Here is a 25,699-nt window from a genome sequence, read left to right on the forward strand (position 1 = left end):
GGGCGTTTGCCGGACCGGGGCGCCGCCCCGGGCGGCCGACGACGCGTCGGCAAAGGCGGGGGCCGGGCGGGCGTAGCGTGGACGCCATGACGAAGTACGGAAGCTTCCCAGGCGCGCGGCCGCGGCGGCTGCGGACGTCGCCCGCGATGCGCCGGATGGTGGCCGAGCACCGGCTGCACCCGGCGGACCTGATCCTGCCCGCGTTCGTCCGCGAGGGGATCAGCGAGCCGGTGCCGCTCGCCGCGATGCCGGGCGTCGTCCAGCACACCCGCGACACGCTGCGCAAGGCCGCCGTGGAAGCGGTGGCGGCCGGGGTCTCCGGGATCATGCTGTTCGGCGTGCCGGAGGACGCCAAGAAGGACGCGGCGGGCACCGCCGGCACCGACCCCGACGGCATCCTCCAGGTCGCCATCCGGGACGTGCGGGCCGAGGTCGGCGACGACCTGGTGATCATGTCGGACCTGTGCCTGGACGAGTACACCGACCACGGCCACTGCGGGGTGCTGGACACCGCCGGCCGGGTCGACAACGACGCGACGCTGGAGCGCTACGCCGAGATGGCGCAGGTCCAGGCCGACGCCGGCGTCCACGTGGTGGGCCCCAGCGGCATGATGGACGGCCAGGTGGGCGTGGTCCGGGACGCGCTGGACCGGACCGGCCACGAGGACGTGGCGATCCTGGCCTACACCGCGAAGTACTCGTCGGCGTTCTACGGGCCGTTCCGGGAGGCGGTGGGCTCCTCGCTGCGCGGCGACCGCAAGACCTACCAGCAGGACCCGGCCAACCTCCGGGAGTCGCTGCGCGAGCTGGCGCTCGACCTCGACGAGGGCGCCGACATGGTGATGGTCAAGCCGGCGCTGCCCTACCTCGACGTGCTGGCGAAGCTCGCGGAGGCGGTGGACGTGCCGGTCGCGGCGTACCAGATCTCCGGGGAGTACGCGATGGTCGAGGCGGCCGCCGAGAAGGGCTGGATCGACCGGGACAAGGCGATCCTGGAGACGCTGACCGGCATCAAGCGGGCCGGCGCGAACATGATCCTGACCTACTGGGCGACGGAGGTCGCGCGGGGGCTGTGACCGCCGGTCCCGCCATGCGGAAGGGCCCGCACCGGATCTCCGGTGCGGGCCCTCGTGCGTACGCGGGCGGGGGGTCAGAGGCGTTCGGGGGTGCGGATGCCGAGCAGCGCCATGCCCTTGTGGAGGGTGCGGGCGGTCAGGTCGCACAGGAAGAGGCGGTTCTCGACCTGCGCGGGGGTGTCCGCCTTCAGGACCGGGCACTGGTCGTAGAAGGTGGTGTAGAGCGAGGCGAGCTGGTAGAGGTACGCGGCGAGCTTGTGCGGCGCGTACTCCGCGGCGGCCTCGGCGACCGTGGCGCCGAACGCGTCCAGGTGCAGGCCCAGGGCGCGCTCGGCCGGGGCGAGCGCCAGCTCCGGGTGCGCGGCCGGGCCGGTGTCGCCGGCCTTGCGCAGGATGGACTGGATCCGGGCGTAGGCGTACTGGAGGTAGACGGAGGTGTCGCCGTTGAGCGACACCATCTGGTCCAGGTCGAACTTGTAGTCGCGGCTGGGCGAGGTGGAGAGGTCGGCGTACTTCACCGCGCCGATGCCGACCTGCGCGGCCCGCTCCAGGATCTCGTCCTCGGTGAGGTCCTGGGCCTTCTCGCGCACCACCTCGGCGGCGCGCTGCACCGCCTCGTCGAGCAGGTCCTCCAGCCGCACCGTCTCGCCGGCCCGGGTCTTGAACGGCTTGCCGTCCGCGCCCAGGACCGTGCCGTAGCCCATGTTGTGGGCCGTGACCTGGTCGTTGAGCCAGCCGGCCCGGCGGGCGGTCTCGAAGACCATCCGGAAGTGCAGGGACTGGCGGACGTCCACGACGTACAGGAGCGTGGTGGCGTCGAGGTCGACGACGCGGTTGCGGATCGCGGAGAGGTCGCTGGCCGCGTAGCCGAATCCGCCGTCGGCCTTCTGGACGATCAGCGGGACCGGCTTGTCGTCCTTGCCCTTGATGTCGTCGAAGAACACCACGAGCGCGCCCTCGGAGCGGACGGCGACGCCGGACTCCTCCAGCAGCCGCGCCGTCTCGGCCATCATGTCGTTGTAGGCGGACTCGCCGACGATCTCCTCGTCGCGGATCTCCATGTCCAGCTTCTCGAAGACCGAGTAGAAGTAGATCTTCGACTCGTCGACGAAGCGCTGCCAGAGGTCGAGGGTCTGCCGGTCGCCGGACTGGAGGGCGACGACCCGCTTGCGGGCCCGCTCCTTGAACTCCTCGTCGGCGTCGAAGACCGCCCGGGACGCCTTGTAGACCCGGTTGAGGTTGCTCATCGCCTGCTCGCCGTCGGTGTCGGCGGCCGGGGCCAGCTGGTCGGGGTTCTCGATCAGGTACTGGATGAGCATGCCGAACTGGGTGCCCCAGTCGCCGATGTGGTGGCGGCCGATGGTCTTCTCGCCGGTGAAGTCCAGGAGGTTGCGCAGCGCGTCGCCGATGACCGCCGAGCGCAGGTGGCCGACGTGCATCTCCTTGGCGACGTTGGGCTGGGCGTAGTCGATGACGGTGGTGCCGGTCGCGGCGGCGCGCGGCACGCCGAGCCGGTCGTCGGCGGCGCGCGCGGCGAGCGTCCGGATGATCGCGCCGTCGGCGACGGTGAGGTTGAGGAAGCCGGGGCCGGAGACCTCGACGGTGTGCAGCACGTCGTCGGCGCCGAGGGCGGCGGCGACCTGGCCGGCCAGCTCGCGGGGGTTGCCCTTCAGCTTCTTGGCGAGCGCCAGCAGGCCGTTGGCCTGGAAGTCCGCCCGGTCACTGCGTCGCAGCAGCGGGTCCGCGGCGCCGGCCTCCGGCAGGGCTGCCGAGAGGGCGTCCGCGACGCGCTGGTTGACCGTAGCTGCGAGGGAGGTGACCGAGGCCATGGGCTGCCGTTCCGTTGGGGTGGAAAGGGTTTGCCACGAGTATCCCATGGCGCCACCACTGAATTTCTGTCCGGCGGGCGTCTGGGACAATGGCTCCGTCAGGCTTTTGTCCGTCCGGACCGCTCCGCCCGCGCCGCGGGAGAGGGAGCGCGGCGCCGGAGGGCGCGCGGGGGCACATCGTGCGGCCCAGGACACCGGGCACTTCGGACACCAGGAAGAGGAAGGGCCGATCGTGGCTCAGCAGAGCACCGAGACCGACTGGGTCTCCAGGTTCGCGGACGAGGTCATTGCCGAGGCGGAGCGCCGCGCCCCCGGCAAAGTGGCGTCAGGCGCCTCCGCACCGGGGATCGTCGTCGCCTCGGGCCTGAGCCCGTCCGGCCCGATCCACCTCGGCAACCTCCGCGAGGTGATGACCCCGCACCTGGTCGCCGACGAGATCCGCCGCCGCGGCATCCCGTGCGTGCACGTCCTGAGCTGGGACGACTACGACCGGTACCGCAAGGTCCCGGCGGGCATCGACCCGTCCTGGGAGGAGCACATCGGCAAGCCGCTGACCGCCGTGCCGGCGCCGCCCGGCAGCGCGTACCCCAACTGGGCCGAGCACTACAAGGCGGCCATGGAGGAGGCGCTGGCGGAGCTGGGCATCGAGTACCGCGGCATCAGCCAGACCGCCCAGTACACCTCCGGTGCGTACCGCGCGCAGATCCTGCACGCGATGAAGCACCGCAAGGAGATCGACGCGGTCCTGGACCGCTACCGCACCAAGGACAAGGCGACCGGCAAGCCGAAGAAGCAGCAGAAGCCGGAGGCCGCCATGGACGCGGCGGAGCTGGCGGCGGCCGAGGGCTCCGGCGCGGCCGGTGAGGACGACGGCAGTGCGGGCGGCGCGGGCTACTACCCGTACAAGCCGTACTGCACGGCCTGCAACAAGGACTTCACCAAGGTCGTCGGCTACGACGACGAGACCACCGAGCTGCGCTACGAGTGCGTGGCCTGTGCGCACGCCGAGACGGTGCTGCTGAGCGAGTTCGACCACGGCAAGCTGGTGTGGAAGGTCGACTGGCCGATGCGCTGGGCCTACGAGGGCGTGGTCTTCGAGCCGTCGGGGGTGGACCACTCCTCGCCGGGCTCGTCGTTCGTCGTCGGCGGCCAGATCGTCCGCGAGGTGTTCGGCGCCGCGCAGCCGATCGGCCCGATGTACGCGTTCGTGGGCATCAGCGGCATGGCGAAGATGTCGTCGTCCAAGGGCGGGGTGCCCACCCCGGGTGACGCGCTGAAGATCATGGAGGCGCCGCTGCTGCGCTGGCTGTACGCCCGCCGCAAGCCCAACCAGTCCTTCAAGATCGCCTTCGACCAGGAGATCCAGCGGCTCTACGACGAGTGGGACAAGCTCGCCGCCAAGGTCGCCGACGGCACCGCGCAGCCCGCGGACGCCGCGGCCTACGCCCGGGCGGTGGGCACCGCCGCCGGTGAACTCCCGCGCACCCCGCGCCCGCTGCCGTACCGCACGCTGGCCTCGGTCGTGGACATCACCGCCGGCCACGACGAGCAGACCCTGCGGATCCTGAGCGAGCTGGACCCGGAGCAGCCGGTCGCCTCCCTGGACGAGGTCCGGCCGCGGCTGGACCGGGCGGAGCACTGGATCACCACCCAGGTCCCCGCCGACCAGCGCACCGTCGTCCGCGCCGAGCCGGACGAGGAGCTGCTGGCCACCCTCGACGAGCAGTCCCGCGGCGCGCTGCGGCTGCTGCTCGACGGGCTGGACGAGCACTGGTCGCTGGACGGTCTGACGACGCTGGTCTACGGGGTGCCCAAGGTGCAGGCCGGGCTCAGCCCGGAGGCCAAGCCGACGCCGGAGCTGAAGGTCGCCCAGCGCGCCTTCTTCGCGCTGCTCTACAACCTCCTGGTCGGCCGGGACACCGGTCCCCGGCTGCCCACGCTGCTGCTGGCCGTCGGCGCGGACCGGGTCCGCAAGCTGCTGGGCGGCTGAGGCGGGGGGAGGGCCGGGCCGGCTCTCCCCCGCACGGGCGAGAACGGGGCCGGCCCCGGGGAGGAGGTTCCCCGGGGCCGGCCCCGTCACGCTGGAAGAAGAGCGGCGGCGCCGAGGGGACGGCGGACCCCCCCAGCGGCGGTGCGGCGGGCCCTCCCCGGGCCGGGGCGGGCCCGCCGGCCGGGTCAGCTCTTGCCCGCCTTGCTGCTCCCGGGCTTGGCGCTCTCGGTCTTGGCGTCGTCCGTCGTGGCGTCGTCGGGCTTGGCCCCGTTGGCCTTGGCGGCGGTGGCGACCGCCTCCTTGGCGGCGGCCTGGGCGGCCTTGAGGAGGTCGTTGCCGTTGGGGGTGTCGGCGCCGGCCATGCCCGCGCCGTTGTAGTTGAGCGTGACGACGACGTTGGCGGTGCGCGCCACGACCGTCGTGTTCTTGAAGTCGTTGCCGTCCTTCTTGATGTCGTAGGTGATCGCGGTCGCCGCGTCACCGGTGCCCGCGGTCTGCACCGCGGTGACCTTCTTGGCGCCGGGCGTGCCCTTGGCGTCGTCGATCTGCTGGGTGAAGAAGTCGGTGGCGCGCTTCTCGCCGGAGCCGAGCGCCGGGTCGGAGTCGTAGCGCTGGTAGGCGACGTCCAGCCAGCGGAACTGGGTGCCGTCCACGCCCTGGTCCTCCGAGCTGTTCCAGGAGCAGGAGCCGCGGGTGGCCGGGTCGGTGGACTTGCCCTGCGCGCCGGCGGCGTCCTTCACCTTGGGCAGCAGCGTGTTGATGGTGTCCTTGGAGAACGCCTCGCACGGGTTCGGCAGCTTCTTGTACTTCGCGGCGGCGACGGTCGGCGACGGGGAGCCGGCGGCGCTGGACGATCCGGAGGGAGTGCTGCCACCGGAGCTCTTGCCGTCCGAGCCGGAGCACCCGGCGACGAGCAGCACCGGTACTGCTGCGCAGGTGAGGAGGCCGGCGAGTCGCTTGGCTGATCGGTGCATGGTTCCTTCGCTGTTCGTCGTCGTCGAGTCGTTGGGCACCCTTGGGGAGCGGGTGGCCCGGCCCCGGGACGGGGCGGGCACCAGTGCACGGTACGCGGCGGAGCGAGGTGGGCGGCCGGTTCCCGGCGACCGAGAAAAGGGGTGAATCGGGCGAAAGGTGCGCACAGTTCACCTGTCGGGCCATCCGCCCTTACGGGGCTATTCGCTGAGGCTGTCGACCACTTCGGCGGCCAGGGAACGCGCCTTGTCCTGCAATTCCTGGCTTTCCGGCAGCTTCGTCTTGTCCGCGGACCACTGGTCGTAGGTGAGCGTCACGATGACGTTCGACGTGCGGAAGACCACAGTCACGTCGCGGTGCACCCCCGAGTCCGTGGTGCTCAGCCGGTCGTTGAGGAACGCCGCGTCGCCGAGGTTGTCCAGTTCGCGGGGGGCCAGCGTGCCGCCGGGGCCGGCGGAGGGTTCCGAGGGGGACGGGGAGGGCGTCGCCGGCGGCGGGGTGGTCTGCGCGGCGCCGTCGGCCTTCTTGCCCCCGGCCTCCGCACCGGCGCCGCCCGGCTGCGGCTCCCTGCCCGCGCCGGGCGCCGCGGACGGGCTCTTCGATCCGTCCGCGGGCTTGTCCGCCGGCTTGTCCTTGGGGGCGGCCGTCGTGGGGGTGCCCGAGCTGCCGGACGGGATCTTCGCGGCCTGCTCCTTGCCGCGGTAGAGCTCCTGCGCCCGGTCCTCGTCGCTCACCGCGGGGCTGTACGAGACGACCCGCTGGATGTCCAGGGTGAGGTGGCGGGTGCCCTCGGCGGTCTCCCGGGTCCACTGGCAGCCGACGCGGCGGTCGGTGTCGTAGGTGATGTCGGCCCGGCCGGCGTAGATCTTCTCCGCGTCGGCGGGCGCGAGCTGCTGGCCGTCGCCGGGCAGCATGCCGCGGATGGTGCTGCGGGCCGGGAGGCCACAGGCTTCCGGGAGGTACTGGTAGCGGCCGGGCTCGGCGGACTGGGTCGCGGCGGTGACGTCGCCGCTCTTGCCGTCGCCGCCGCGGCTGCCGGTGGCGGAGCCGCCGGAGCAGCCGGCGAGACCGGCGGCCAGCGCCGCGGTGGCCAGCAGCGCGGCACCGGGTACGAACGACTTGCGCGGCATCGTTCGCGGCTCCTTCCCTGCGGAAATGCGGTTGCCGCCGGGCGGCGGCCGGTGGACACAATGTCTACCGCACGTTTCGCGGTGAACGCCGGTTCGCTGTCCAGAATCAGGCGCATTGTCCGCCTTTTGCTTTTTCGTATTTCCGGGGGAATGGATCCGTCATGCCGTACACCGAAGTGCCGGGCGCCAAGGTGCCGATCCGGATGTGGACCGATCCGTCCGCGGTCGAGGGCGTCGCCCTCCAGCAGCTGCACAACGTCGCCACCCTGCCGTGGATCAAGGGCCTGGCCGTGATGCCGGACGTGCACTACGGCAAGGGCGCCACCGTCGGCTCGGTGATCGCGATGCACGGCGCGGTCTGCCCGGCCGCCGTCGGCGTGGACATCGGCTGCGGGATGAGCGCGGTCAAGACCTCGCTCACCGCCAACGACCTGCCCGGCGACCTCTCCCGGCTGCGCTCCCGTATCGAGCAGGCGATCCCGGTGGGCCGGGGCATGCACGACGAGCCGCTCGACCCGCGCCGGCTCCACGGCGTCACCACCGCCGGCTGGGACGCCTTCTGGCAGCGCTTCGACGGGGTGGCCGAGGCGGTGCGGTTCCGCCGCGAGCGGGCCGCCCGGCAGATGGGGTCGCTCGGCTCGGGCAACCACTTCATCGAGTTCTGCCTCGACGAGCAGGGCTCGGTGTGGCTGATGCTGCACTCCGGCTCCCGCAACATCGGCAAGGAACTCGCCGAGTACCACATCGAGCAGGCCCGCAAGCTGCCGCACAACCAGGGGCTCGTCGACCGCGACCTGGCCGTCTTCGTCGCCGACACCCCGCAGATGGCGGCCTACCGCAACGACCTCTTCTGGGCCCAGGAGTACGCCCGGCACAACCGCGACCTGATGATGGCGCTCTTCCAGGACGTCGTCCGCAGGGAATTCCGCGCGGCCCGGCCGGTCTTCGAGCCGGTCATCTCCTGCCACCACAACTACGTGGCGGAGGAGACCTACGACGGCCTGGACCTCCTGGTGACCCGCAAGGGCGCGATCCGGGCCGGCCTCGGCGACCACGGCATCATCCCCGGCTCCATGGGCACCGGCTCGTACATCGTCCGCGGCCTGGGGAACGCGGCGTCCTTCCACTCCGCCTCGCACGGCGCCGGCCGCCGGATGAGCCGGAACGCCGCGAAGAAGCGCTTCACCACCCGCGACCTGGAGGAGCAGACCCGGGGAGTGGAGTGCCGCAAGGACTCCGGCGTCGTCGACGAGATCCCCGGCGCCTACAAGCCGATCGAGCACGTCATGGAGCAGCAGCGCGACCTGGTCGAGGTCGTCGCCAAGCTCAAGCAGGTGGTGTGCGTGAAGGGGTGAGGCCCCGGCAGCCTCACCCCTCGCCCGCTCAACTGCTGCGGTGCACCTTGGAGTTGGACGCCTGCGCGCGGGGGCGGACGACGAGCAGGTCGACGTTGACGTGCGGGGGGCGGGTGACGGCCCAGGCGATGGTGTCGGCGACGTCCTCCGCGGTGAGCGGCGCGTCCACGCCCTCGTAGACCTTGGCGGCCCGGTCGGCGTCGCCGCGGAAGCGGGTGGTCGCGAACTCCTCGGTCCGCACCATCCCGGGCGCCACCTCGATGACCCGTACGGGCTGGCCGCACAGCTCCAGGCGGAGCGTCTCGGCGAGCACATGGGCGCCGTGCTTGGCCGCGACGTACCCGCCGCCGCCCTCGTACGTCCCGTGCCCCGCGGTGGAGGAGAGCACCACGACCGTGCCGTCACCGGAGCCGGTCAGGGCGGGCAGCAGCGCCTGGGTCATGTGCAGGACGCCGAGCACGTTGACCTCGTACATCGCGCGCCAGTCCGCCGGGTCACCGGTGGCGACCGGCTCCGCGCCGAGCGCGCCGCCGGCGTTGTTCACCAGCACGTCCACGGTCGGGAAGCGGTCCAGGGACCGGGCGAAGGCGTCGACCGCGGCCCGGTCGGTGACGTCCAGCGCGTACGCCTCGGCGTGCGGCAGCTCCGCGGCGAGCGCCTCGATCCGGTCCTTGCGGCGGGCGGTGAGCACGACGCGGTAGCCGGCGGCGGCCAGGGCGCGCGCGGTGGCGGCGCCGATGCCGCTGCTCGCTCCGGTGACGACGGCGGTACGGAGGCCGGCGGTGTCGGCGGTCATGTGCTCTCCCTCTGCGCGATCTCTACGCGATCTCTGCGATCTCTACGCGATACGTGGTCGTCCGGCCGGCGGGCCGCGCCCCGGCTCACGGACCGGGTGCGGACCGGGCCGGGGTACGTACGGACCGGGCTGCCGTACGGCCCGGCGGCTGCGGTGGGCCGGGGCGGCCGGTGGGCCGGTGTGGTGCGGTGGTGCGGGTGGTTCGGGCGGTGCGAGTGGTGCGCGTGAGGTCAGGATATGCAGGGCGGGGCGGGGTGTTGGGACGCCGGGCACGGGCGCCGGACTCCGGACGGTACCGGCGCGGGCGGGACCCGGCGGGCTCAGCGGCCGCGCGGGGCGTACATGATCACCGCCATACCGGCCAGGCAGATCAGCGCGCCGAGGACGTCCCACCGGTCGGGGCGGTAGCCGTCCGCGACCGCCCCCCAGACCAGCGACCCGGCGACGAACACCCCGCCGTACGCCGCGAGGATCCGGCCGAAGTGCGCGTCCGGCTGGAGCGTGGCCACGAAGCCGTACACCCCCAGGGCGATCACCCCGGCGCCGATCCACGCCCAGCCCTTGTGCTCCCGCACCCCCTGCCACACCAGCCAGGCCCCGCCGATCTCGAACAGCGCCGCGACGACGAACAGGGCTGCGGAACGCGCGATGAGCATGGGCCTCAGCGTACGGGCGGCCGGGGTGCCGCGCGGCGGCGGTGCCCCCTCAGGCCGGTCCCGGCACCCGCCCCGCGATCCGCCGCAGATGCCCCTCGAACACCTGCTGCGCCTCGGGCGTCAGCGTCCGCAGCGCCACCATCGCCGTCACGATCACATCGCACAGTTCGGCCTGGACGTCGTCCCAGGTGTGGCTGTGCCCCTTGCGCGGATTCTGGCCGGTGGCCCCGATGACGGCCTGGGCCACCTCGCCCGCCTCCTCCGAGAGCTTCAGCAGCCGCAGCAGCCGCTCCTGCTCGACCGGCAGCACACGCTCCCGGTCGAGCCACCGCACCAGCCCGTCGACGGTCCCCCAGAGCCCCGCCCCGCAGTCGGCCGGGGACCCGGACGCATCGGAGGGGCTGGCGGGGCCGGAGGAGTTGGAGGAGTCGGATGGGCTGAAGGAGTCGGACGTGCAGGAGGGGGCGGACCGACTGGAGGCGCGGGAAGCGCCGGAAGTGCCAGAAGGGGCGGAAGTGCCAGACGGGACGGACGGGCCCGGCGGGCCGGACGGGCCCGGCGGGAGAGAAGGGCCGTCCGGGCTGATGGACGCGCTCCCCTGGGCCCGCACCGAGGCGGGCGCGGGATCCGGAGACGCGAGGGGGGAATCGGGAACGGACATGGCCCGATTCTTCCGCTCGTTCCCCGCACCGCGCGGCCTCCGCCCCTAGGGTGAGCCCACGGCCGGGCAGTGGCTGCGGCCGGCACCGGCGGCACGGTGGACGAGCGGAAGCGGAAGGCGGCCCGGCGGATGGACGAGCACCCCGCACTGCCCCGGGACCCGTTCCCGCGGCAGCTGGTCGCCCGCTGCGGCCTGACCCGGCTGCCCCGCGAGGGCGGCTGGTACCGGCGGACCTGGGCCGGGCCGGAGCGGCCGGACGGGCGGCCCGAGGGCTCCGCGATCGTGGTGCTGCTGACCGCCGAGCCGGGCGTGTTCTCGGCGCTGCACCGGCTGCCGTCCGACGAGACCTGGCACTTCTACCGCGGCGACCCGCTCATCCTGTTCCTGCTGCCCGGCGACGACGCCACCGGCCACGACGACGGCGCCGGCCACGCCGACGGGGGCGCAGGCACCCGCCATGACGGCGGCCACGCCGACGCCCACCGGGAGGACGAGGCCGAGGGCACCGGCGCCGGCGGGCCCGGACGGACGGCCCGCACGGTCGTGCTCGGCCCGGACGTCCTGGCCGGCCAGTACGTGCAGTTCACGGTCCCGGCCGGGACGTGGATGGCGGCCGAGGTCGCCGACGGGGGCGCCTGGACGCTCTTCGGCTGCACGATGGCACCCGGTTTCACGTTCGCGGACTACGAGCACGGGGACGCGGGGCGGCTGGCCGCGCGGTTCCCCCGGGAGGCGGCGCGGATCGGGGAGCTGAGCCGGGCATGACAGCGATGCGGCCCCCTCGCGAGCCGAACGGCGGGCAGGAGGCGGGTACTCCCGGGCGGGGGGGTGGGCAGGGCGGATCCGGCCAGGCCCGGCGCCCCGGTAGGGCGGTGGGGGAAGGGGGTGCCCCCGGGGGCGCGCCCGTGCTGCCCGGTCTCGGCGGGCAGGTGGTGCTGGTCACCGGGGCGTCGGGCGGGATCGGGCGGGGGATCGCGCTGCGGTTCGCCGCCGCGGGCGCGGACGTCGTGGTGCACCACCGGGCCGGGCGCGAGGCCGCGCGGGCGCTGGTCGGGGAGATCGAGCGGGGCGGCGGGAGCGCGCTCGCGATCCGCGCGGACCTGACCGCCGAGGCGGAGTGCCACCGGCTGGTGGCGGAGGCGGCCGGCTGGCGGGGCCGGCTGACCGGCCTGGTGAACAACGCGGGCGTGCAGCCCACCCAGGACCTCGCGGGGATGTCGCTGGCCGACTGGCGGGCGGTCGCGGACCCCAACGTGCACAGCGTCTTCGCCTGCACCCAGGCCGCGGCGGAGGTGCTGCGCGCGGGCGGCGGCGGGTGGGTGACCCACATCGCCTCGATCGAGGCGGACCGCCCGGCGCCCCGCCATGCGCACTACTGCGCGTCCAAGGCGGCGGTGGTGATGCATGCCCGCGCCGCGGCGCTGGAGTACGGGGCGTACGGGATCCGCGTCAACAGCGTCTCCCCGGGGCTGATCGACCGCCCGGGGCTGGCCGGGGACTGGTCCGAGGGGGTCCGCCGCTGGCAACGGGCCGCGCCCCTGGGGCGGTTGGGGCGTCCGGAGGACATCGGCGACGCCTGCGTCTTCCTCGCCTCCCCGATGGCCTCCTGGATCACCGGCCACGACCTCGTCGTCGACGGGGGCGTCTCGGCCCGCCCCACCTGGTGAGCCGGCGCCGGGACGCCCCCCGGGCGCCGTCCGCGCCGCACGCGAGCGGCACCGGAGCGGACGGGCCGGGCGCGCACCGCACGCGGGGCGGGCGGGAGGCTGGCGCGGTGGGGCGCAGCGGAGCCCGGCCCGGCCCCGTTCCCGTCCTCAGGGCCAGACGAGGCAGTACGCCTGGTGGCCCGCTTCGTGGAGGCGGTGGGAGAAGTCCTGCCACTCGTGGAGGAGCCGGTAGACGCTGAAGGCGTCGCGCGGGCCGCCGCGGTCGGGGACGGTGGACCAGATGAACGCGGCCGCGCCGACGGACTCCTCGCCGACGCCGCGCAGCGGGTCGACCACGGTCATGGGGAGCTTGACGACGGCGTAGTCGGGGTGGAGGACGACCAGTTCGAGCGGGGGGACCTTGTGCAGCGGTATGCCCTCTATACCGGTGAGCACCATGGCGGCCATGGTCTCCGGCTTGATCTTGGTGAACATGCCGCCCATGCCCAGCTCGTCCCCGCCCAGTTCCTCGGGGCGCATGGAGATCGGGACCCGGGCGGCGGTGGCGCCATTGGGTGCGCCGAAGTATTTGTACGTCACCCCCATGCGGCCGCCCCTGTTTTCCCCGCCCGTAATGCTTTCGGTGCCCTTGCGACGGTCGTCCCTGATGTTCTCGGCGCCCTCCCGCCGGTGACGGCCGCGCTGGGCGCGCTCGGGACCCCGGTCATCGGTTCCCTCGCCCAGTTCGCCACCGCGATGCATATCTCCACCCGACCACTCGCAGCCCCAGCCGCGCAACCCGATCATCGTCTCAGAGACCTCCCCCGTCACCGGCGCGTGAAACGCCCGGCCGCACGCCCCCGTGCACCTCTGAGACCATTGCTTGCGTGACTTACTCGTACGTCGCCCCAGTTTCGCAGACGCGCGGCGGCTGAGGCCCGGTCGCGAGGGAGAGGAACGAAAAAGAAACCAAGAGGGAATCGAGCGGGAATCGCGTGACGGGCCCGGTGGCCCGCACCGGTGATTCCCCACCCCAGTCAGCCGGGCCGGACCCCGTACGCCGCCGCCCTCCCACCCGTATATGCAGGTCAGGATCACAGTGTCTTTTCCGTATGAAGCCCCTGTTTCGCAGTCGCTGTTCGACCGTGCGTCAGTAGTGACGCCGGGCGGCGTGAATTCTCCGGTGCGGGCCTTCCGGGCCGTGGGCGGTACGCCCCGGTTCATGGTGTCCGGAACCGGTCCGTACCTCACCGATGCCGATGGCCGGGAGTATGTCGACCTGGTGTGTTCGTGGGGGCCGATGATCCTCGGCCACGCGCACCCGGAGGTCACCGCCGCCGTCCAGGAGGCGGTCGCCCGCGGGACGTCCTTCGGCACGCCCGGCGCGGACGAGGTGGAGCTGGCCGAGGAGATCACGGCCCGCATCGAGCCGGTCGAGCAGGTCCGCCTGGTGTCGTCCGGCACCGAGGCGACGATGTCGGCGATCCGGCTGGCCCGCGGGTTCACCGGCCGGGCCAAGGTCGTCAAGTTCGCGGGCTGCTACCACGGGCACGTGGACGCGCTGCTGGCCGCGGCCGGTTCGGGCGTGGCGACGTTCGGGCTGCCGGACACCCCCGGCGTGACCGGCGCGCAGGCCGGCGACACGATCGTGCTGCCGTACAACGACCTGGCGGCGGTCCGGGCCGCGTTCGCCGCGCACGAGGGCGAGATCGCCTGCGTGATCACCGAGGCGTCGCCGGGCAACATGGGCGTGGTGCCGCCGCTGCCGGGCTTCAACCAGGGCCTGGCGGACCTCTGCCGGGAGAACGGCGCGCTCTACATCTCCGACGAGGTCATGACCGGCTTCCGGGTCAGCCGGGCCGGCTGGTACGGCATCGACGGGGTCCGCCCGGACCTGATGACCTTCGGGAAGGTCATGGGCGGCGGCTTCCCGGCCGCGGCCTTCGGCGGGCGGGCCGACGTGATGGCGCACCTCGCCCCGGCCGGGCCGGTCTACCAGGCGGGCACCCTCTCCGGGAACCCGGTCGCCACCGCCGCCGGTGTCGCGCAGCTGCGGCTGCTGGACGACGCCGCGTACGCGAAGGTCGACGCGGTCTCCGCGGCGGTGCGCGCGCTGGTCACCGAGGCGCTGACCAAGGAGGGCGTGGCGCACCGGCTCCAGACCGCCGGGAACATGTTCTCGGTGTTCTTCACCGACGCCGCGGTGACGGACTACGGGAAGGCCAGGGCGCAGGAGTCGTTCCGCTTCACCGCCTTCTTCCACTCGATGCTGGCGCAGGGCGTCTACCTCCCGCCGTCCGCGTTCGAGTCCTGGTTCGTCTCGGCCGCGCACGACGACGCGGCGATCGAGCGGATCGCGGCGGCGCTGCCGGCCGCGGCCAAGGCCGCTGCGGAGGCGACGGCGTGACCGGCACGGACCGCACGGAACGGGAGCGGGACGCGGTGAGCGGCGGCGCGGAGCGCGGTGACGAGATCACCGTCGTGCACCTGATGCGGCACGGCGAGGTCCACAACCCCGAGGGCGTGCTCTACGGGCGGCGGCCCGGGTACCACCTCTCCGACCTCGGCCGGAAGATGGCGGACCGGGTCGCCGAGCACCTCGCGGAGCGGGACATCCGGTACGTGGTGGCCTCGCCGCTGGAGCGCGCGCAGGAGACCGCGGCGCCGATCGGGGCGGCGCACGGCCTGCCGACCGCGACCGACGAGCGGCTGATCGAGGCGGCCAACGTCTTCGAGGGGAAGACCTTCGGGGTCGGTGACGGCGCGCTGAAGAAGCCGGGGAACTGGAAGTACCTGACCAACCCCTTCCGGCCCTCGTGGGGCGAGCCGTACCTGGAGCAGGTGGTCCGGATGATGGCGGCGCTCGGCGCGGCCCGGGACGCGGCGCGCGGGCACGAGGCGGTGGCGGTCAGCCACCAGCTGCCGATCTGGATCGTGCGCAGCTTCGCCGAGCGCCGGCGGCTGTGGCACGACCCGCGGAAGCGGCAGTGCACGCTGGCCTCGCTGACGTCGTTCACCTTCCACGGTGACAAGATCGTCTCGGTGGGGTACAGCGAGCCGGCGCGCGATCTGGTGCCGGCCCATCTGCTGGCCGGCGCCAAGCCGGTGAAGGGCTCCGCCAAGGCGTTCGGTGCCTAACACACCTGACGCGTGGTCAGGTGGCGTTATGTCAAATTCGCCGGAAATGAAAAATTTGAGCGAATAGCGAGCAACCTCCGTACCCGATGTGCCCTCTATATCAATGTCCGTTTATATGGATATTGAGTCGTCGAGCACGGATGGGGAACGACGCTATGGGCGCGATCAGTCGGCGGAGCCTGCTGGGGATGGGAATGGGGGCCGCCGCGGCCCTCGGTGTCGCCGGGTGCGCCGATTCGGGGCAGGGTGGCGCCGGCGGGCAGCGGGTGAAGAACGCCGCACCGGCCCGCCCCAAGCTCATAGGTGACGGGTCGACGGCGGACTACGGCAAGCAGCCCCACCAGCCCGCCGCGCCCGAACCGCTGGAGCCGGGGCAGACCCCGCCGCAGTTCGTGGTCTTCTCGTGGGACGGGGCGGGAGAGGTCGGCAACGGCCTCTTCCCCCGTTTCCGCAAGCTCGCCAAGGACCACGGCGCGGCCATGACCTTCTTCCTCTCCGGGCTCTACCTGCTGCCCGAGGAGAAGAAGCACCTCTACCTCCCGCCGAACAACCGGCCGGGCGCCTCCGACATCGGCTACCTCAACACCGCGCACCTGAAGGAGACCCTCGACAACGTCCGCCAGGCGTGGTTCGACGGCCATGAGATAGGCACCCACTTCAACGGTCACTTCTGCTCCGGGCGGGGCAGCGTGGCGCACTGGACGCCCCGGCAGTGGCGCTCCGAGATAGACCAGGCCGTGGGCTTCGTCACCAAGTGGCGGACGCACACCGGCTTCGCCGACGCCGACCCGCTGCCCTTCGACTACCGCAAGGAACTGGTCGGCGGCCGCACCCCGTGCCTGCTCGGCCAGGAGAACCTGCTGCCCACCGCCCGGGAGCTCGGCTGGCGCTACGACGCCAGCTCACCCGGCGGCCTCCAGATGTGGCCCCGGAAAAAGCAGGGCATATGGGACTTCCCGCTCCAGCAGATACCTTTCCCCGGCCACTCGTTCGAGGTCCTCTCGATGGACTACAACATCCTGGCCAACCAGTCGAAGAACTCGACCAAGGCCCCGCCGGCCAACTACCCGGGCTGGCGCCGGCAGGCTGCGGACGCCTACATCTCCGGCTTCCGCCGGGCGTACGAGACCAACCGCGCGCCGTTCTTCATCGGCAACCACTTCGAGGAGTGGAACGGCGGCATCTACATGGACGCCGTCGAGGAGGCGCTCAAGCACATCGCCAACGAGCGGAACAAGGACGTCCGGCTCGTCTCGTTCCGGCAGTTCACCGACTGGCTCGACGTCCAGGACCCGCGCATCGTCCGCAAGCTCCAGCGGATGGGCGTCGGCGAGCGGCCGGCCGGCGGCTGGAAGAGCTACCTGGCCGCGGTCTGACGGCCCCGCGCGTCCCGGGCCGCGACCCCGGGACGCGCCGGAAGGTATCGTTCCGCATGGTCTGACATGCCCCTTTGTCCGGGGTCCGGCGGGGCGAGGGGGGCGCGGAAGATCCGCAAAAGGCCCATGCGAAACTTTTCACATGAGTGACAGCCGCGCGCCACGCCGCCTCACCAGCCGCCGCCTCGCCCTGTGCGCCGCGGGAGCGGCGGCCGCCTCGCTGACGCTGAGCGCCTGCGGCGACGGCGCCTCCGGCGGCTCGGCGCAGACCCGGTTCGTCCAGGGCAAGAACGGCGTCGACACCGTCAAGCCCGGTGAGCGGCAGCCGGCCCCCGAGCTGTCCGGCGAGACCACCACCGGCAAGCACCTGGACGTCGCCGACTACAAGGGCAAGGTCGTCGTCATCAACGTCTGGGGATCGTGGTGCGGCCCCTGCATCGCCGAGGCCCCGAACTTCGCCAAGGTCGCGAACGAGGACAAGGACAAGGGCGTCCAGTTCGTCGGGATCAACACCCGCGACTCCGAGCGGTCCCAGGCCACCCAGTTCGAGGACGAGCACAAGGTGCCCTACCCGAGCCTGTTCGACCCCACCGGCAAGCTGATGCTGCGCTTCCCCAAGGGCAGCCTCAACCCGCAGTCGATCCCCTCCACCATCGCCCTGGACAAGCAGGGCCGGATCGCCGCCCGCTCGATCGGCCCGCTCACCGAGGACGACCTGCGCAAGATGGTCGACCCGCTGATCGCCGAGAAGTGATCGCGTGATCGCGCTCGCCGCCGCCGCCGCGGAGAACCGGACCATCCTCACCGGTGCCCTGGTCGCCGCCGTCCCGGTCGCCCTCTTCGCCGGCCTGGTCTCGTTCTTCTCGCCCTGCGTCCTGCCCCTGGTCCCCGGCTACATGTCGTACGTGACCGGCGTGACCGGCACCGACCTCGCCGACGCCCGGCGCGGCCGGATGCTGGCCGGCGCCGCCCTCTTCGTCCTCGGCTTCACCGCCGTCTTCGTCTCCGGCGGCGCCCTCTTCGGCTTCTTCGGCCAGACCCTCCAGGAGTACCGGACCGCGATCTCGCGGGTCCTGGGCGTGCTGATGATCCTGCTCGGCCTGGCCTTCGCCGGCGTCCTGAAGCGGTTCGGCCAGCGCGAGCTGCGGTTCCACAAGAAGCCCGCGATGGGGCTGGCCGGCGCGCCGGTGGTCGGCGTGCTCTTCGGCGTCGGCTGGACGCCGTGCCTCGGCCCCACCCTCACCGCCGTCCAGGCCCTCGCCTACCAGCAGGCCAGTGCCGGCCGCGGCGCGCTGCTCACCGTCGCCTACTGCCTGGGCCTGGGCCTGCCGTTCATCGCCGTGGCCCTCGCCTTCCGCCGGGTGCTCGGCGCCTTCGGCTGGGTCAAGCGGCACTACGTGTGGGTGATGAGGGCCGGCGGCGGCATGATGATCGCCCTCGGCGTCCTCCTTCTCACAGGTGTCTGGGACATCCTGATGTCCCAGCTACAGAGCTGGACGCAAAGCATCACCGTTGGGATCTGATTGATGTCCACCAAGACCGACACCCCGGGAGAGCCGGGCGCCGCCGCCGACCAGGGCGGTGACCTCGGCGCCGCCGGCGACCGGCTCTCCACCGCGCCCGCGGAGGACGTCAGCCTCCCCTCACTCGGCCCGTTCGGCTGGGTGCGCTGGTTCTGGCGCCAGCTGACCTCCATGCGGGTGGCGCTGCTGCTGCTCTTCCTGCTCTCCATCGGGGCGATCCCCGGTTCGCTGATCCCGCAGACCAGCATCGACCCGGTCAAGGTCGACGAGTTCCGGGACAAGCACGCCACCCTCGGCGCGGTCTACGACAAGCTGGGGATGTTCCACGTCTACAGCTCGGTGTGGTTCTCGGCGATCTACCTGCTGCTGTTCATCTCGCTGATCGGCTGCATCGTGCCGCGCGCCTGGCAGTTCGTCGGCCAGCTCCGCGGCCGCCCGCCGGCCGCCCCCCGCCGGCTGACCCGGCTGCCCGCGTACACCACCTGGCACACGCAGGCGGCGCCCGGGGACGTGCTGGACGCCGCCGAGCGGATGCTGAAGAAGCGGCGCTTCCGGGTCCGCCGGGAGGGCACCGCGGTCGCCGCCGAGAAGGGCTACCTGCGTGAGGCCGGCAACCTCCTCTTCCACGTCGCGCTGATCGTGATGCTGGTGGCGTTCGCCGTCGGCGGCCTGTGGAAGTCCGAGGGCGGCAAGCTGATCACCGAGGGCGACGGCTTCTCCAACAGCCTCACCCAGTACGACGACTTCAGCTCCGGCCCGTTCTTCGACACCGACACCATGGAGCCGTTCGGCTTCACCATGGACTCCTTCGACGCCACGTACGAGCGGACCGGCCCGCAGCGCGGCACCCCCCGTACCTTCCGCGCCAACATCACCTACTTCACCGGCGCGGACGGCACCCCGCACAAGAAGTCGATCGAGGTGAACACCCCGCTCGACATCGCCGGCAACAAGGTCTACCTGCTCTCCCACGGCTACGCGCCGGTCGTCACCGTCAAGGACGGCCGCGGCAAGGTCGTCTACCACGGCGCGGTGCCGTTCCTCCCGCAGGACCCCAAGAACTTCACCTCCTCCGGCGTGGTGAAGGTGCCCGGCGCGCAGACCAAGGACGGCAAGCGCAACCAGCTCGGCTTCCAGGCGCTGTTCGTCCCGACCTTCGGCGGTAAGAACTCCGGGTCGATGTTCTCCCAGTTCCCCGCCCCGGACTTCCCCGTCCTGTCGGTGAACGCCTGGCACGGCGACCTCAGCCTGGACTCCGGCCTGCCGCAGAACGTCTACCGGCTCAACACCGACCGGATGAAGCAGTACAAGGACCCCGACGGCGACATCTTCAAGAAGATGCTGCTGCCCAAGGACCGGGCGGCGAAGATGCTCGGCCACGCCGGCGCGGAGCTGACCCCGCAGCAGCTGGCCGCCGAGTCCACCATGCAGCTGCCCAACGGCGACGGCTCCATCACCTTCGAGGGCATCAGGACCTGGGCCAGCTTCAAGATCGCCCACCAGCCCGGCAACGGCCTCGCGCTGACCGGCGCGGTGCTGGCCCTGCTCGGCCTGGCCGCCTCGCTGTTCATCCAGCGGCGCCGGGTCTGGGTGCGCGTGGAGCCCACCGACGGCGGCGCCGCCCTCGTCGAGATGGCCGGTCTGGGCCGCAGCGAGTCGGCCCGGGTGGCCGAGGAACTCGCCGCCCTCGCCGGGGAGCTGACCCCGGCCGCCCCGCCGGCCGCGCCCGCAGCGGACGCGTCCGCCGACGACCCGGCGGAGCCGTCCGACTCCGCCGACTCTGCCGATCCTGCTGACCCCTCCGAAGGAGCGCGCGCGTGAACCTCGCTGCCGCAGCCAACGAGACACTGGCTCACAACAGCAACGTGCTGGTCTATTCGGCGATGGCGATCTACACCCTCGCCTTCGTCGCCCACATGGCCGAGTGGGTGTTCGGCAGCCGCAGCAAGGTCGGCCGGACCGCGGCGGCCCTGACGGCCGCGGCCGCCGCGCCCGCCGCCCCGGTCGTGCGGACCGCCGCCAAGGGGGGCACCGCCGTCCTGGAGCGCCCCGAGGTCGTCACCCGCGCCGCGGCCGGCAGCCGCGACGTCCCCGACGGCCCCGGCGCGCACGGCGGCACCGAGAAGGGCGACCTCTACGGCCGGATCGCGATCTCGCTGACCGTGCTGGCCTGGGCGCTGCACGTCGGCGGCGTGGTCACCCGGGCGCTGTCCGTGCAGCGCGCCCCCTGGGGCAACATGTACGAGTTCTCCACGACCTTCGGCGCGGTCGCGGTGACGATCTACCTGCTCCTGCTGGCCCTGAGGAAGAACGTCCGCTGGATCGGCCTGCCGCTGGTCACCACCGTCCTGCTCGACCTGGGCCTGGCCGTCAGCGTGCTCTACACCGCCAGCGACCAGCTGGTGCCCGCGCTGCACTCCTACTGGCTGTGGATCCACGTCTCCTGCGCGATCCTCTCCGGCGCGGTGCTCTACCTCGGCGCGGTCGCCACCCTGCTCTTCCTCTTCCGCGACCGCTACGAGGCCAAGCTCGCCGACCCGGCCGGCAAGCAGCCCGGTGCCTTCGCCACCTCGGTCCTCACGCGGCTGCCGTCGGCCGCCTCGCTCGACAAGTTCGCCTACCGCGTCAACGCCACCGTCTTCCCGCTGTGGACGTTCACCATCATCGCGGGCGCCATCTGGGCCGAGGCCGCCTGGGGCCGCTACTGGGGCTGGGACCCCAAGGAGGTCTGGTCCTTCATCACCTGGGTCGCCTACGCCTGCTACCTGCACGCCCGCGCCACCGTCGGCTGGAAGGGCCGCAAGGCCGCCTGGCTGGGCCTGATCGCCTTCGCCTGCTACCTCTTCAACTACTACGGCGTGAACATCTTCGTCACCGGCCTGCACTCCTACGCCGGCGTCTGAGCCCCGCGCCCCCTCCGCCCCACCCGGTGCCGTACGGACCGGCCCGCCCGCCGGGCCGGTCCGTACGGCACCGCCGTCCGTCCGGGGCGTGCGCGCCCCGGGTCAGCGCCGCCGGCGCCCGCCGCGCTCCTGCCGCGGCGGCTTCTGGTCCGCGCCCGGCAGCACCGGCTTCGGCAGGTGCGCCACCTCCCACTGCGCCTCGGCCAGCTGCGCGGCGGTGTCCCGCGGCAGCCGCGGCGGCCGGCGGGCCGGGTCGCGGAAGCCGAACGCCGAGGTCAGATCGCCGAAGGCGGCCCGCCGCCAGTCGCTGATGTTGGGCTCCGCCACCCCGGTGAAGCGCTCCAGGAACTGGAGCACCGAGGTGTGGTCGAAGGCGTCGCCGGCCGCCCAGCCGCCCACCGTCCACGGCGAGACGATCAGGCAGGGCACCCGGAAGCCGGCGCCGATCGGCAGCCCGTGGACGAACTCGTCCTTGGTCCCGGCCGGCGGCACCGGCGGCGGTACGTGGTCGAAGAGGCCGTCGTTCTCGTCGTAGTTGAGGATGAACGCGGTCTTGGCCCACACCTTCGGGTTCGCGGCGATCGCCTCGATCTTCCGCGCCACGAAGTCGGCGCCGGCGGCCGGCAGGTAGTCCGGGTGCTCCGACTGGTGGCTGGTGGGGATGATCCAGGAGACCGCCGGCAGCCGGTCGTGGCGGGCGTCGTCCTCGAAGGTGCCGGCCGGCTGCGGCCGCACGCCCTTCTCGTACAGCGCGCTGCCCGGCTTGGCGTCCCGGAAGGTCTGGAACTGCTCCAGGAGGTTGCAGCCGTAGTCGTCCTCCTCCTGGTACACCTTCCAGCTCACCCCGGCCGCCTCCAGCCGCTCCGCGTACGTCGTCCAGCGGTACGGGGTGGGCGCGGTGTTGTTCAGGACCGGGCCGCCGCGGGTGCCGCCGGGGTCGAGGGTGCCGGTCATCCAGTACAGCCGGTTGGGCCAGGTCGGCCCGAAGACCGAGCAGAAGTAGTTGTCGCAGAGGGTGAACGCCTCGGCCAGCGCGAACTGGAAGGGGATGTCCTCGCGGGTGTGGTAGCCCATCACGTACGGGCCGTTGGCGCCGTCGGCCTTGCGGTGCGCCGGCAGCCAGCGGTCCATCCGGCCGCCGTTCCACGCCTCGTGCTGGACCGACCAGGCGTGGCTGGTGGACGGGATGGCCTGGGCGCTGGAGGTGCGGGTGTCGAGGCGGAACGGCAGCAGGTAGCCGTCGGGGTTCTCCGGGTCGGGCTGGTGGAAGACGGACCGGCCGGTGGAGAGGGTGAGCGCGTCCGGGTCGCCGAAGCCGCGGACGCCGCGCAGCGTGCCGAAGTAGTGGTCGAACGAACGGTTCTCCTGCATCAGCAGGACGACGTGCTCGACGGCGTGCAGGGAGCCGTGCCGCGGGGGACCGGCGGCGACGGCCTTCTGGACGCTGGGCGGCAGGAGCGACAGCGCGGCGGTGCCGCCGATCGCCCCGGCCGCCGAGCCGAGGAGTCTGCGTCGGGTCATATCCGGCATATGAGCCACTCTCCCTGAGTCGCTGAGGCCCTCGGTGGACCGTCCCGACTGTGGCGGCGGCGCAGTTTCCCGGGCAGGGGGAGGTTGCTGAACGCTGCCCCAAATGGCCGTGAACGGACCAGAGTTGGCCGGACCCCCCTACGCCGCGTACGTCCCCGCGCGCGGCGCGCACCGCCGCCCGCACCACCCCGGCTACGCCGCCGCGGCCCTTGACGGGGACACGCGGACCGCGCCCGGAGTTCCCCCGGCTGCCGGGCAGCGTCGGCCCGGGCCGCGGCCCTCTCGGTTCAGCGCAGATGCGCCAGGGCCGCGTCCGGTGCCGGGTACGGGCGCTCCTCGGGGAGCAGGGCCCGGGCGGCCCGGTCCTCGCCCGCGCGGACCAGGGCGTGGATCCGGCGGGCCAGCGGCGTCACGTCGCGGATCGCCACCGTCCACGCGTCCGCGTACGCCCGGACCAACTCACCGGACAGGCCGAGCTGGAGCGAGCGGTACGGGAGCGGCCGGAGGTGCAGATCGCGCTCCGGGTCCCACTGGACCCGGGCCGGGGCCGACCGCAGCGCGCGCCGCCAGGCGTCGCGGTCCGGGTGCACCGCGGGGTCGTGGTGCGACAGGCAGGCCCGGCCCAGCGCGTGGTCGAAGCCCGCGCGGGTGATCTCGACGGCCAGCACGGTCTCCTGGTCGGCCTTGGTGGCCCAGCCGCAGCGGTACATCATCCACAGGAACGACGGCTTGATCCACGTCATCCGGTCCCGCTTCCAGGCCGCGGGGAAGTGGCCCTCGCGCGCGGCGGGCAGGCCCAGGGACGGCGCGTACGCCTGGTAGACGGTGACGGTGTCCGCGGTGTGCCGCGCCCGGACGCGGCGGAACGGCTCGCGCGTGGCGGTGGTGCCGGTGCTCATGGCGGCCCATCCTGGCCGGGAGCGGGCGGCGGCGGCCACCGGATTTCGCGGCGGGCGGCGGAGGGCGGACGGTGTGCGGGGGACGGCGTGCGGGGCCGGGCCGGAGCGGGCTGACGGGGCCTCAGGAGGTGGCCGGCGGGGTGTCCTCGGGGCCGTTGCGGCGGGCCCGGCCGCCCGCCCCGTCGGCGCCGCCCGTCCCGTCGGCACCGTCCGCGCCGCTCGCGCCGTCCCGGCTGCCGCCGGTCCCGGCCTCCTTGCGCCGCAGCTCCTCCTCGCGGCGCCGCAGATCGGCCTCCCAGTCCTTCAGCAGCGCCTCGTCCTTGGTGTTCTCCTCGCGGAGCGAGCGCAGGAACTCGGGGTTGTCGTCCGGCGCCACCCACCGGGTGCTGTGGTTGCGGTGCCACTCCGAGGGGGTGCTGCCCCCGCCGCCCGCGACGCGGTGCCGCTCCTTGCCGGCCACCAGCCAGGCGATCGGGCCGATCAGCACCTCGCCGAAGAGCAGGATGATCAGCACCCACACCACCTTGGGCAGTCCGCGGACCTGCGACTCCGGGGTGTTGAGGCAGTCGATGAAGGCGTAGATCCACAGTGCCAGCACCAACAGGAACGGCAGATACCTGAGCATTGCGGACGGTCCCCCTGGATGCGCGGACGGGCCCGCGGCGGGCCCCGTGACCCGTCCAGGGTAGTGCGTACCGGATACTGGGGCGTATGGCTTACGACGATCTTCGCTCCCTGCTGCGGGCCCTGGAGCGCGAGGGCGACCTGACGCGCATCAAGGCCGAGGTCGACCCGTATCTGGAGGTCGGCGAGATCGTGGACCGGGTGCAGAAGGCCGGCGGCCCGGCGCTGCTCTTCGAGAACGTCAAGGGCTCCTCGATGCCCCTGGCCATGAACGTCTACGGCACCGACCGGCGCCTGCTGAAGGCCCTCGGCCTCACGTCCTACGAGGAGATCGGCGACAAGATCGGCGGGCTGCTCCGGCCCGAACTCCCGCACGGCTTCGTCGGCGTGCGCGAGGCGTTCGGCAAGCTCGCGGGCATGACGCACGTCCCGCCGAAGAAGATCAAGGGCGAGGCGCCCGTCCAGGAGACCGTGCTCACCGGCGACGACGTGGACCTGGAGCGGCTCCCGGCGCTGTTCACCTGGCCCAAGGACGGCGGCTCCTTCTTCAACCTCGGCCTCACCCACACCAAGGACCCCGAGAGCGGCGTCCGCAACCTCGGCCTCTACCGTCTCCAGCGCCACGACAAGCGCACCATCGGGATGCACTGGCAGATCCACAAGGACAGCCGCAACCACTACCAGGTCGCCGCCCGGCGCGGGGAGCGGCTGCCGGTCGCCATCGCCTTCGGCTGCCCCCCGGCCGTCACGTACGCCTCCACCGCGCCGCTGCCCGGCGACATCGACGAGTACCTCTTCGCCGGCTTCCTCCAGGGCAAGCGGGTCGAGATGGTGGACTGCAAGACCGTCCCGCTCCAGGTCCCGGCGCACGCCGAGGTCGTCCTGGAGGGGTGGCTGGAGCCCGGCGAGATGCTGCCGGAGGGCCCGTTCGGCGACCACACCGGCTTCTACACGCCGCAGGAGCCCTTCCCCGCGCTGACCATCGACTGCGTGACGATGCGCCGCCGGCCGCTGCTCCAGTCGATCGTGGTGGGCCGGCCGCCGACCGAGGACGGGCCGCTGGGCCGGGCCACGGAGCGCTTCTTCCGGCCGCTGCTGAAGATCATCGTCCCGGACATCGTGGACTACCACCTCCCCGAGTCCGGCGGCTTCCACAACTGCGCGATCGTCTCGATCGACAAGAAGTACCCCAAGCACGCCCAGAAGGTCATGCACGCCATCTGGGGCGCGCACATGATGTCGCTGACCAAGCTGATCGTGGTGGTCGACGCCGACTGCGATGTGCACGACCTCCACGAAGTGTCCTGGCGGGCGCTGGGCAACACCGACTACGCCCGCGACCTGACCGTCGTCGAGGGCCCCGTCGACCACCTCGACCACGCCTCCTACCAGCAGTTCTGGGGTGGCAAGGCGGGTATCGACGCGACCCGGAAGTGGCCCGAGGAGGGCTACACCCGCGACGGCGGCTGGCCGGACATGGTCGAGTCGGACCCGCGGACCGCGGCACTGGTCGACCGCCGCTGGAAGGAGTACGGGCTGTGAGTGAGCCGGGCGGACGCACCGTCAACAGGGGCGTGCCGCGCGCACGCCGGACC

The 25,699-nt window shown here is 72.7% G+C and carries 23 protein-coding genes; 13 read left to right on the forward strand and 10 right to left on the reverse strand.

Translation table 11 applies throughout. The annotated features are described in order from the left end of the window. Positions 1 to 86 precede the first annotated feature (86 nt). Positions 87 to 1,076, forward strand: a complete 990-nt coding sequence (gene hemB / locus MUU72_RS10885; RefSeq protein WP_248012985.1) for a porphobilinogen synthase — start codon at positions 87 to 89, stop codon at positions 1,074 to 1,076. Between the two features lie 74 nt (positions 1,077 to 1,150). On the opposite strand, the gene argS is transcribed toward hemB, so the two are convergent. After that, positions 1,151 to 2,905 (reverse strand): arginine--tRNA ligase, encoded by a 1,755-nt coding sequence (argS, locus tag MUU72_RS10890; protein ID WP_248012986.1) that lies wholly within the window; start codon positions 2,903 to 2,905, stop codon positions 1,151 to 1,153. A gap of 232 nt (positions 2,906 to 3,137) precedes the next feature. On the opposite strand from argS, the gene lysS reads away from it, so the two are divergent. Further along, positions 3,138 to 4,895 carry a lysine--tRNA ligase gene (lysS, locus tag MUU72_RS10895; RefSeq protein ID WP_248012987.1) on the forward strand — a complete coding sequence of 586 codons (1,758 nt, stop codon included), beginning with the start codon at positions 3,138 to 3,140 and terminating at the stop codon, positions 4,893 to 4,895. A gap of 185 nt (positions 4,896 to 5,080) precedes the next feature. Here the strand turns inward: lysS and MUU72_RS10900 are convergent, their stop codons facing one another. Together MUU72_RS10900 and MUU72_RS10905 are read right to left on the reverse strand one after the other, a co-directional pair. Further along, positions 5,081 to 5,869, reverse strand: a complete 789-nt coding sequence (locus MUU72_RS10900; RefSeq protein WP_248012988.1) for a DUF3558 family protein — start codon at positions 5,867 to 5,869, stop codon at positions 5,081 to 5,083. A gap of 198 nt (positions 5,870 to 6,067) precedes the next feature. After that, positions 6,068 to 6,997 (reverse strand): hypothetical protein, encoded by a 930-nt coding sequence (locus tag MUU72_RS10905; protein WP_248012989.1) that lies wholly within the window; start codon positions 6,995 to 6,997, stop codon positions 6,068 to 6,070. A gap of 161 nt (positions 6,998 to 7,158) precedes the next feature. Between MUU72_RS10905 and MUU72_RS10910 the strand changes: the two genes are divergently transcribed. Continuing rightward, positions 7,159 to 8,352, forward strand: a complete 1,194-nt coding sequence (locus tag MUU72_RS10910; RefSeq protein ID WP_248012990.1) for an RtcB family protein — start codon at positions 7,159 to 7,161, stop codon at positions 8,350 to 8,352. 28 nt (positions 8,353 to 8,380) lie between these two features. Here the strand turns inward: MUU72_RS10910 and MUU72_RS10915 are convergent, their stop codons facing one another. The 3 genes from MUU72_RS10915 to MUU72_RS10925 all read right to left on the reverse strand — a co-directional run bounded on the left by MUU72_RS10915 (position 8,381) and on the right by MUU72_RS10925 (position 10,141). Continuing rightward, on the reverse strand, positions 8,381 to 9,148 hold the full coding sequence (locus MUU72_RS10915; protein ID WP_248012991.1) for an SDR family NAD(P)-dependent oxidoreductase: 768 nt from the start codon (positions 9,146 to 9,148) through the stop codon (positions 8,381 to 8,383). A 320-nt stretch (positions 9,149 to 9,468) separates the two neighbouring features. Further along, complete coding sequence (locus MUU72_RS10920; protein WP_248012992.1) at positions 9,469 to 9,804, reverse strand: YnfA family protein; 336 nt, start codon at positions 9,802 to 9,804, stop codon at positions 9,469 to 9,471. A 49-nt stretch (positions 9,805 to 9,853) separates the two neighbouring features. After that, a complete protein-coding gene (locus tag MUU72_RS10925; RefSeq protein WP_248013097.1) occupies positions 9,854 to 10,141 on the reverse strand; it encodes a MazG-like family protein in 288 nt (95 codons plus the stop codon). A 453-nt stretch (positions 10,142 to 10,594) separates the two neighbouring features. Here MUU72_RS10925 and MUU72_RS10930 point away from each other — a divergent pair, with 453 nt between their 5' ends. Beyond that, positions 10,595 to 11,230, forward strand: a complete 636-nt coding sequence (locus MUU72_RS10930) for a cupin domain-containing protein (protein WP_248013098.1) — start codon at positions 10,595 to 10,597, stop codon at positions 11,228 to 11,230. Between the two features lie 140 nt (positions 11,231 to 11,370). Further along, the gene (locus MUU72_RS10935; RefSeq protein WP_372503068.1) at positions 11,371 to 12,132 is read left to right on the forward strand and encodes an SDR family NAD(P)-dependent oxidoreductase; all 762 of its coding nucleotides are present in this window, start codon (positions 11,371 to 11,373) and stop codon (positions 12,130 to 12,132) included. Between the two features lie 147 nt (positions 12,133 to 12,279). Here the strand turns inward: MUU72_RS10935 and MUU72_RS10940 are convergent, their stop codons facing one another. Next, a complete protein-coding gene (locus MUU72_RS10940) occupies positions 12,280 to 12,873 on the reverse strand; it encodes a hypothetical protein (RefSeq protein WP_248012993.1) in 594 nt (197 codons plus the stop codon). Between the two features lie 319 nt (positions 12,874 to 13,192). Here MUU72_RS10940 and hemL point away from each other — a divergent pair, with 319 nt between their 5' ends. The 7 genes from hemL to ccsB all read left to right on the forward strand — a co-directional run bounded on the left by hemL (position 13,193) and on the right by ccsB (position 21,051). Continuing rightward, positions 13,193 to 14,518, forward strand: coding sequence for a glutamate-1-semialdehyde 2,1-aminomutase (gene hemL, locus MUU72_RS10945; RefSeq protein WP_248012994.1), 1,326 nt, complete (start codon positions 13,193 to 13,195; stop codon positions 14,516 to 14,518). A gap of 83 nt (positions 14,519 to 14,601) precedes the next feature. Continuing rightward, on the forward strand, positions 14,602 to 15,249 hold the full coding sequence (locus MUU72_RS10950; RefSeq protein WP_248013100.1) for a histidine phosphatase family protein: 648 nt from the start codon (positions 14,602 to 14,604) through the stop codon (positions 15,247 to 15,249). Positions 15,250 to 15,404: 155 nt separating this feature from the next. Continuing rightward, positions 15,405 to 16,625 carry a polysaccharide deacetylase family protein gene (locus tag MUU72_RS10955; protein WP_248012995.1) on the forward strand — a complete coding sequence of 407 codons (1,221 nt, stop codon included), beginning with the start codon at positions 15,405 to 15,407 and terminating at the stop codon, positions 16,623 to 16,625. 142 nt (positions 16,626 to 16,767) lie between these two features. After that, entirely contained in the window at positions 16,768 to 17,379 is a 612-nt protein-coding gene (locus MUU72_RS10960) for a TlpA family protein disulfide reductase (protein WP_248012996.1), read from the forward strand. A 7-nt stretch (positions 17,380 to 17,386) separates the two neighbouring features. Next, positions 17,387 to 18,148, forward strand: coding sequence for a cytochrome c biogenesis CcdA family protein (locus MUU72_RS10965; RefSeq protein WP_248013101.1), 762 nt, complete (start codon positions 17,387 to 17,389; stop codon positions 18,146 to 18,148). Between the two features lie 3 nt (positions 18,149 to 18,151). Beyond that, positions 18,152 to 19,969 (forward strand): cytochrome c biogenesis protein ResB, encoded by a 1,818-nt coding sequence (gene resB, locus MUU72_RS10970; protein WP_248012997.1) that lies wholly within the window; start codon positions 18,152 to 18,154, stop codon positions 19,967 to 19,969. Then, positions 19,966 to 21,051 carry a c-type cytochrome biogenesis protein CcsB gene (ccsB, locus tag MUU72_RS10975; RefSeq protein ID WP_248012998.1) on the forward strand — a complete coding sequence of 362 codons (1,086 nt, stop codon included), beginning with the start codon at positions 19,966 to 19,968 and terminating at the stop codon, positions 21,049 to 21,051. The genes resB and ccsB overlap by 4 nt, the downstream gene beginning before the upstream one ends. Positions 21,052 to 21,153: 102 nt before the next feature. Here ccsB and MUU72_RS10980 read toward each other — a convergent pair whose 3' ends face one another. The 3 genes from MUU72_RS10980 to MUU72_RS10990 form a co-directional block, all read right to left on the reverse strand. Then, on the reverse strand, positions 21,154 to 22,581 hold the full coding sequence (locus MUU72_RS10980; protein WP_248012999.1) for an alkaline phosphatase family protein: 1,428 nt from the start codon (positions 22,579 to 22,581) through the stop codon (positions 21,154 to 21,156). A 287-nt stretch (positions 22,582 to 22,868) separates the two neighbouring features. Beyond that, complete coding sequence (locus MUU72_RS10985) at positions 22,869 to 23,480, reverse strand: DUF4291 domain-containing protein (protein WP_248013000.1); 612 nt, start codon at positions 23,478 to 23,480, stop codon at positions 22,869 to 22,871. Positions 23,481 to 23,601: 121 nt separating this feature from the next. Then, positions 23,602 to 24,105 (reverse strand): PLD nuclease N-terminal domain-containing protein, encoded by a 504-nt coding sequence (locus MUU72_RS10990; RefSeq protein WP_248013001.1) that lies wholly within the window; start codon positions 24,103 to 24,105, stop codon positions 23,602 to 23,604. An 86-nt stretch (positions 24,106 to 24,191) separates the two neighbouring features. On the opposite strand from MUU72_RS10990, the gene MUU72_RS10995 reads away from it, so the two are divergent. Next, positions 24,192 to 25,646 carry a menaquinone biosynthesis decarboxylase gene (locus MUU72_RS10995; protein WP_248013002.1) on the forward strand — a complete coding sequence of 485 codons (1,455 nt, stop codon included), beginning with the start codon at positions 24,192 to 24,194 and terminating at the stop codon, positions 25,644 to 25,646. Positions 25,647 to 25,699 lie beyond the last annotated feature (53 nt).

The sequence above is a fragment of the Streptomyces rhizoryzae genome (assembly GCF_023155275.1).
GTDB lineage: Bacteria > Actinomycetota > Actinomycetes > Streptomycetales > Streptomycetaceae > Streptomyces > Streptomyces rhizoryzae.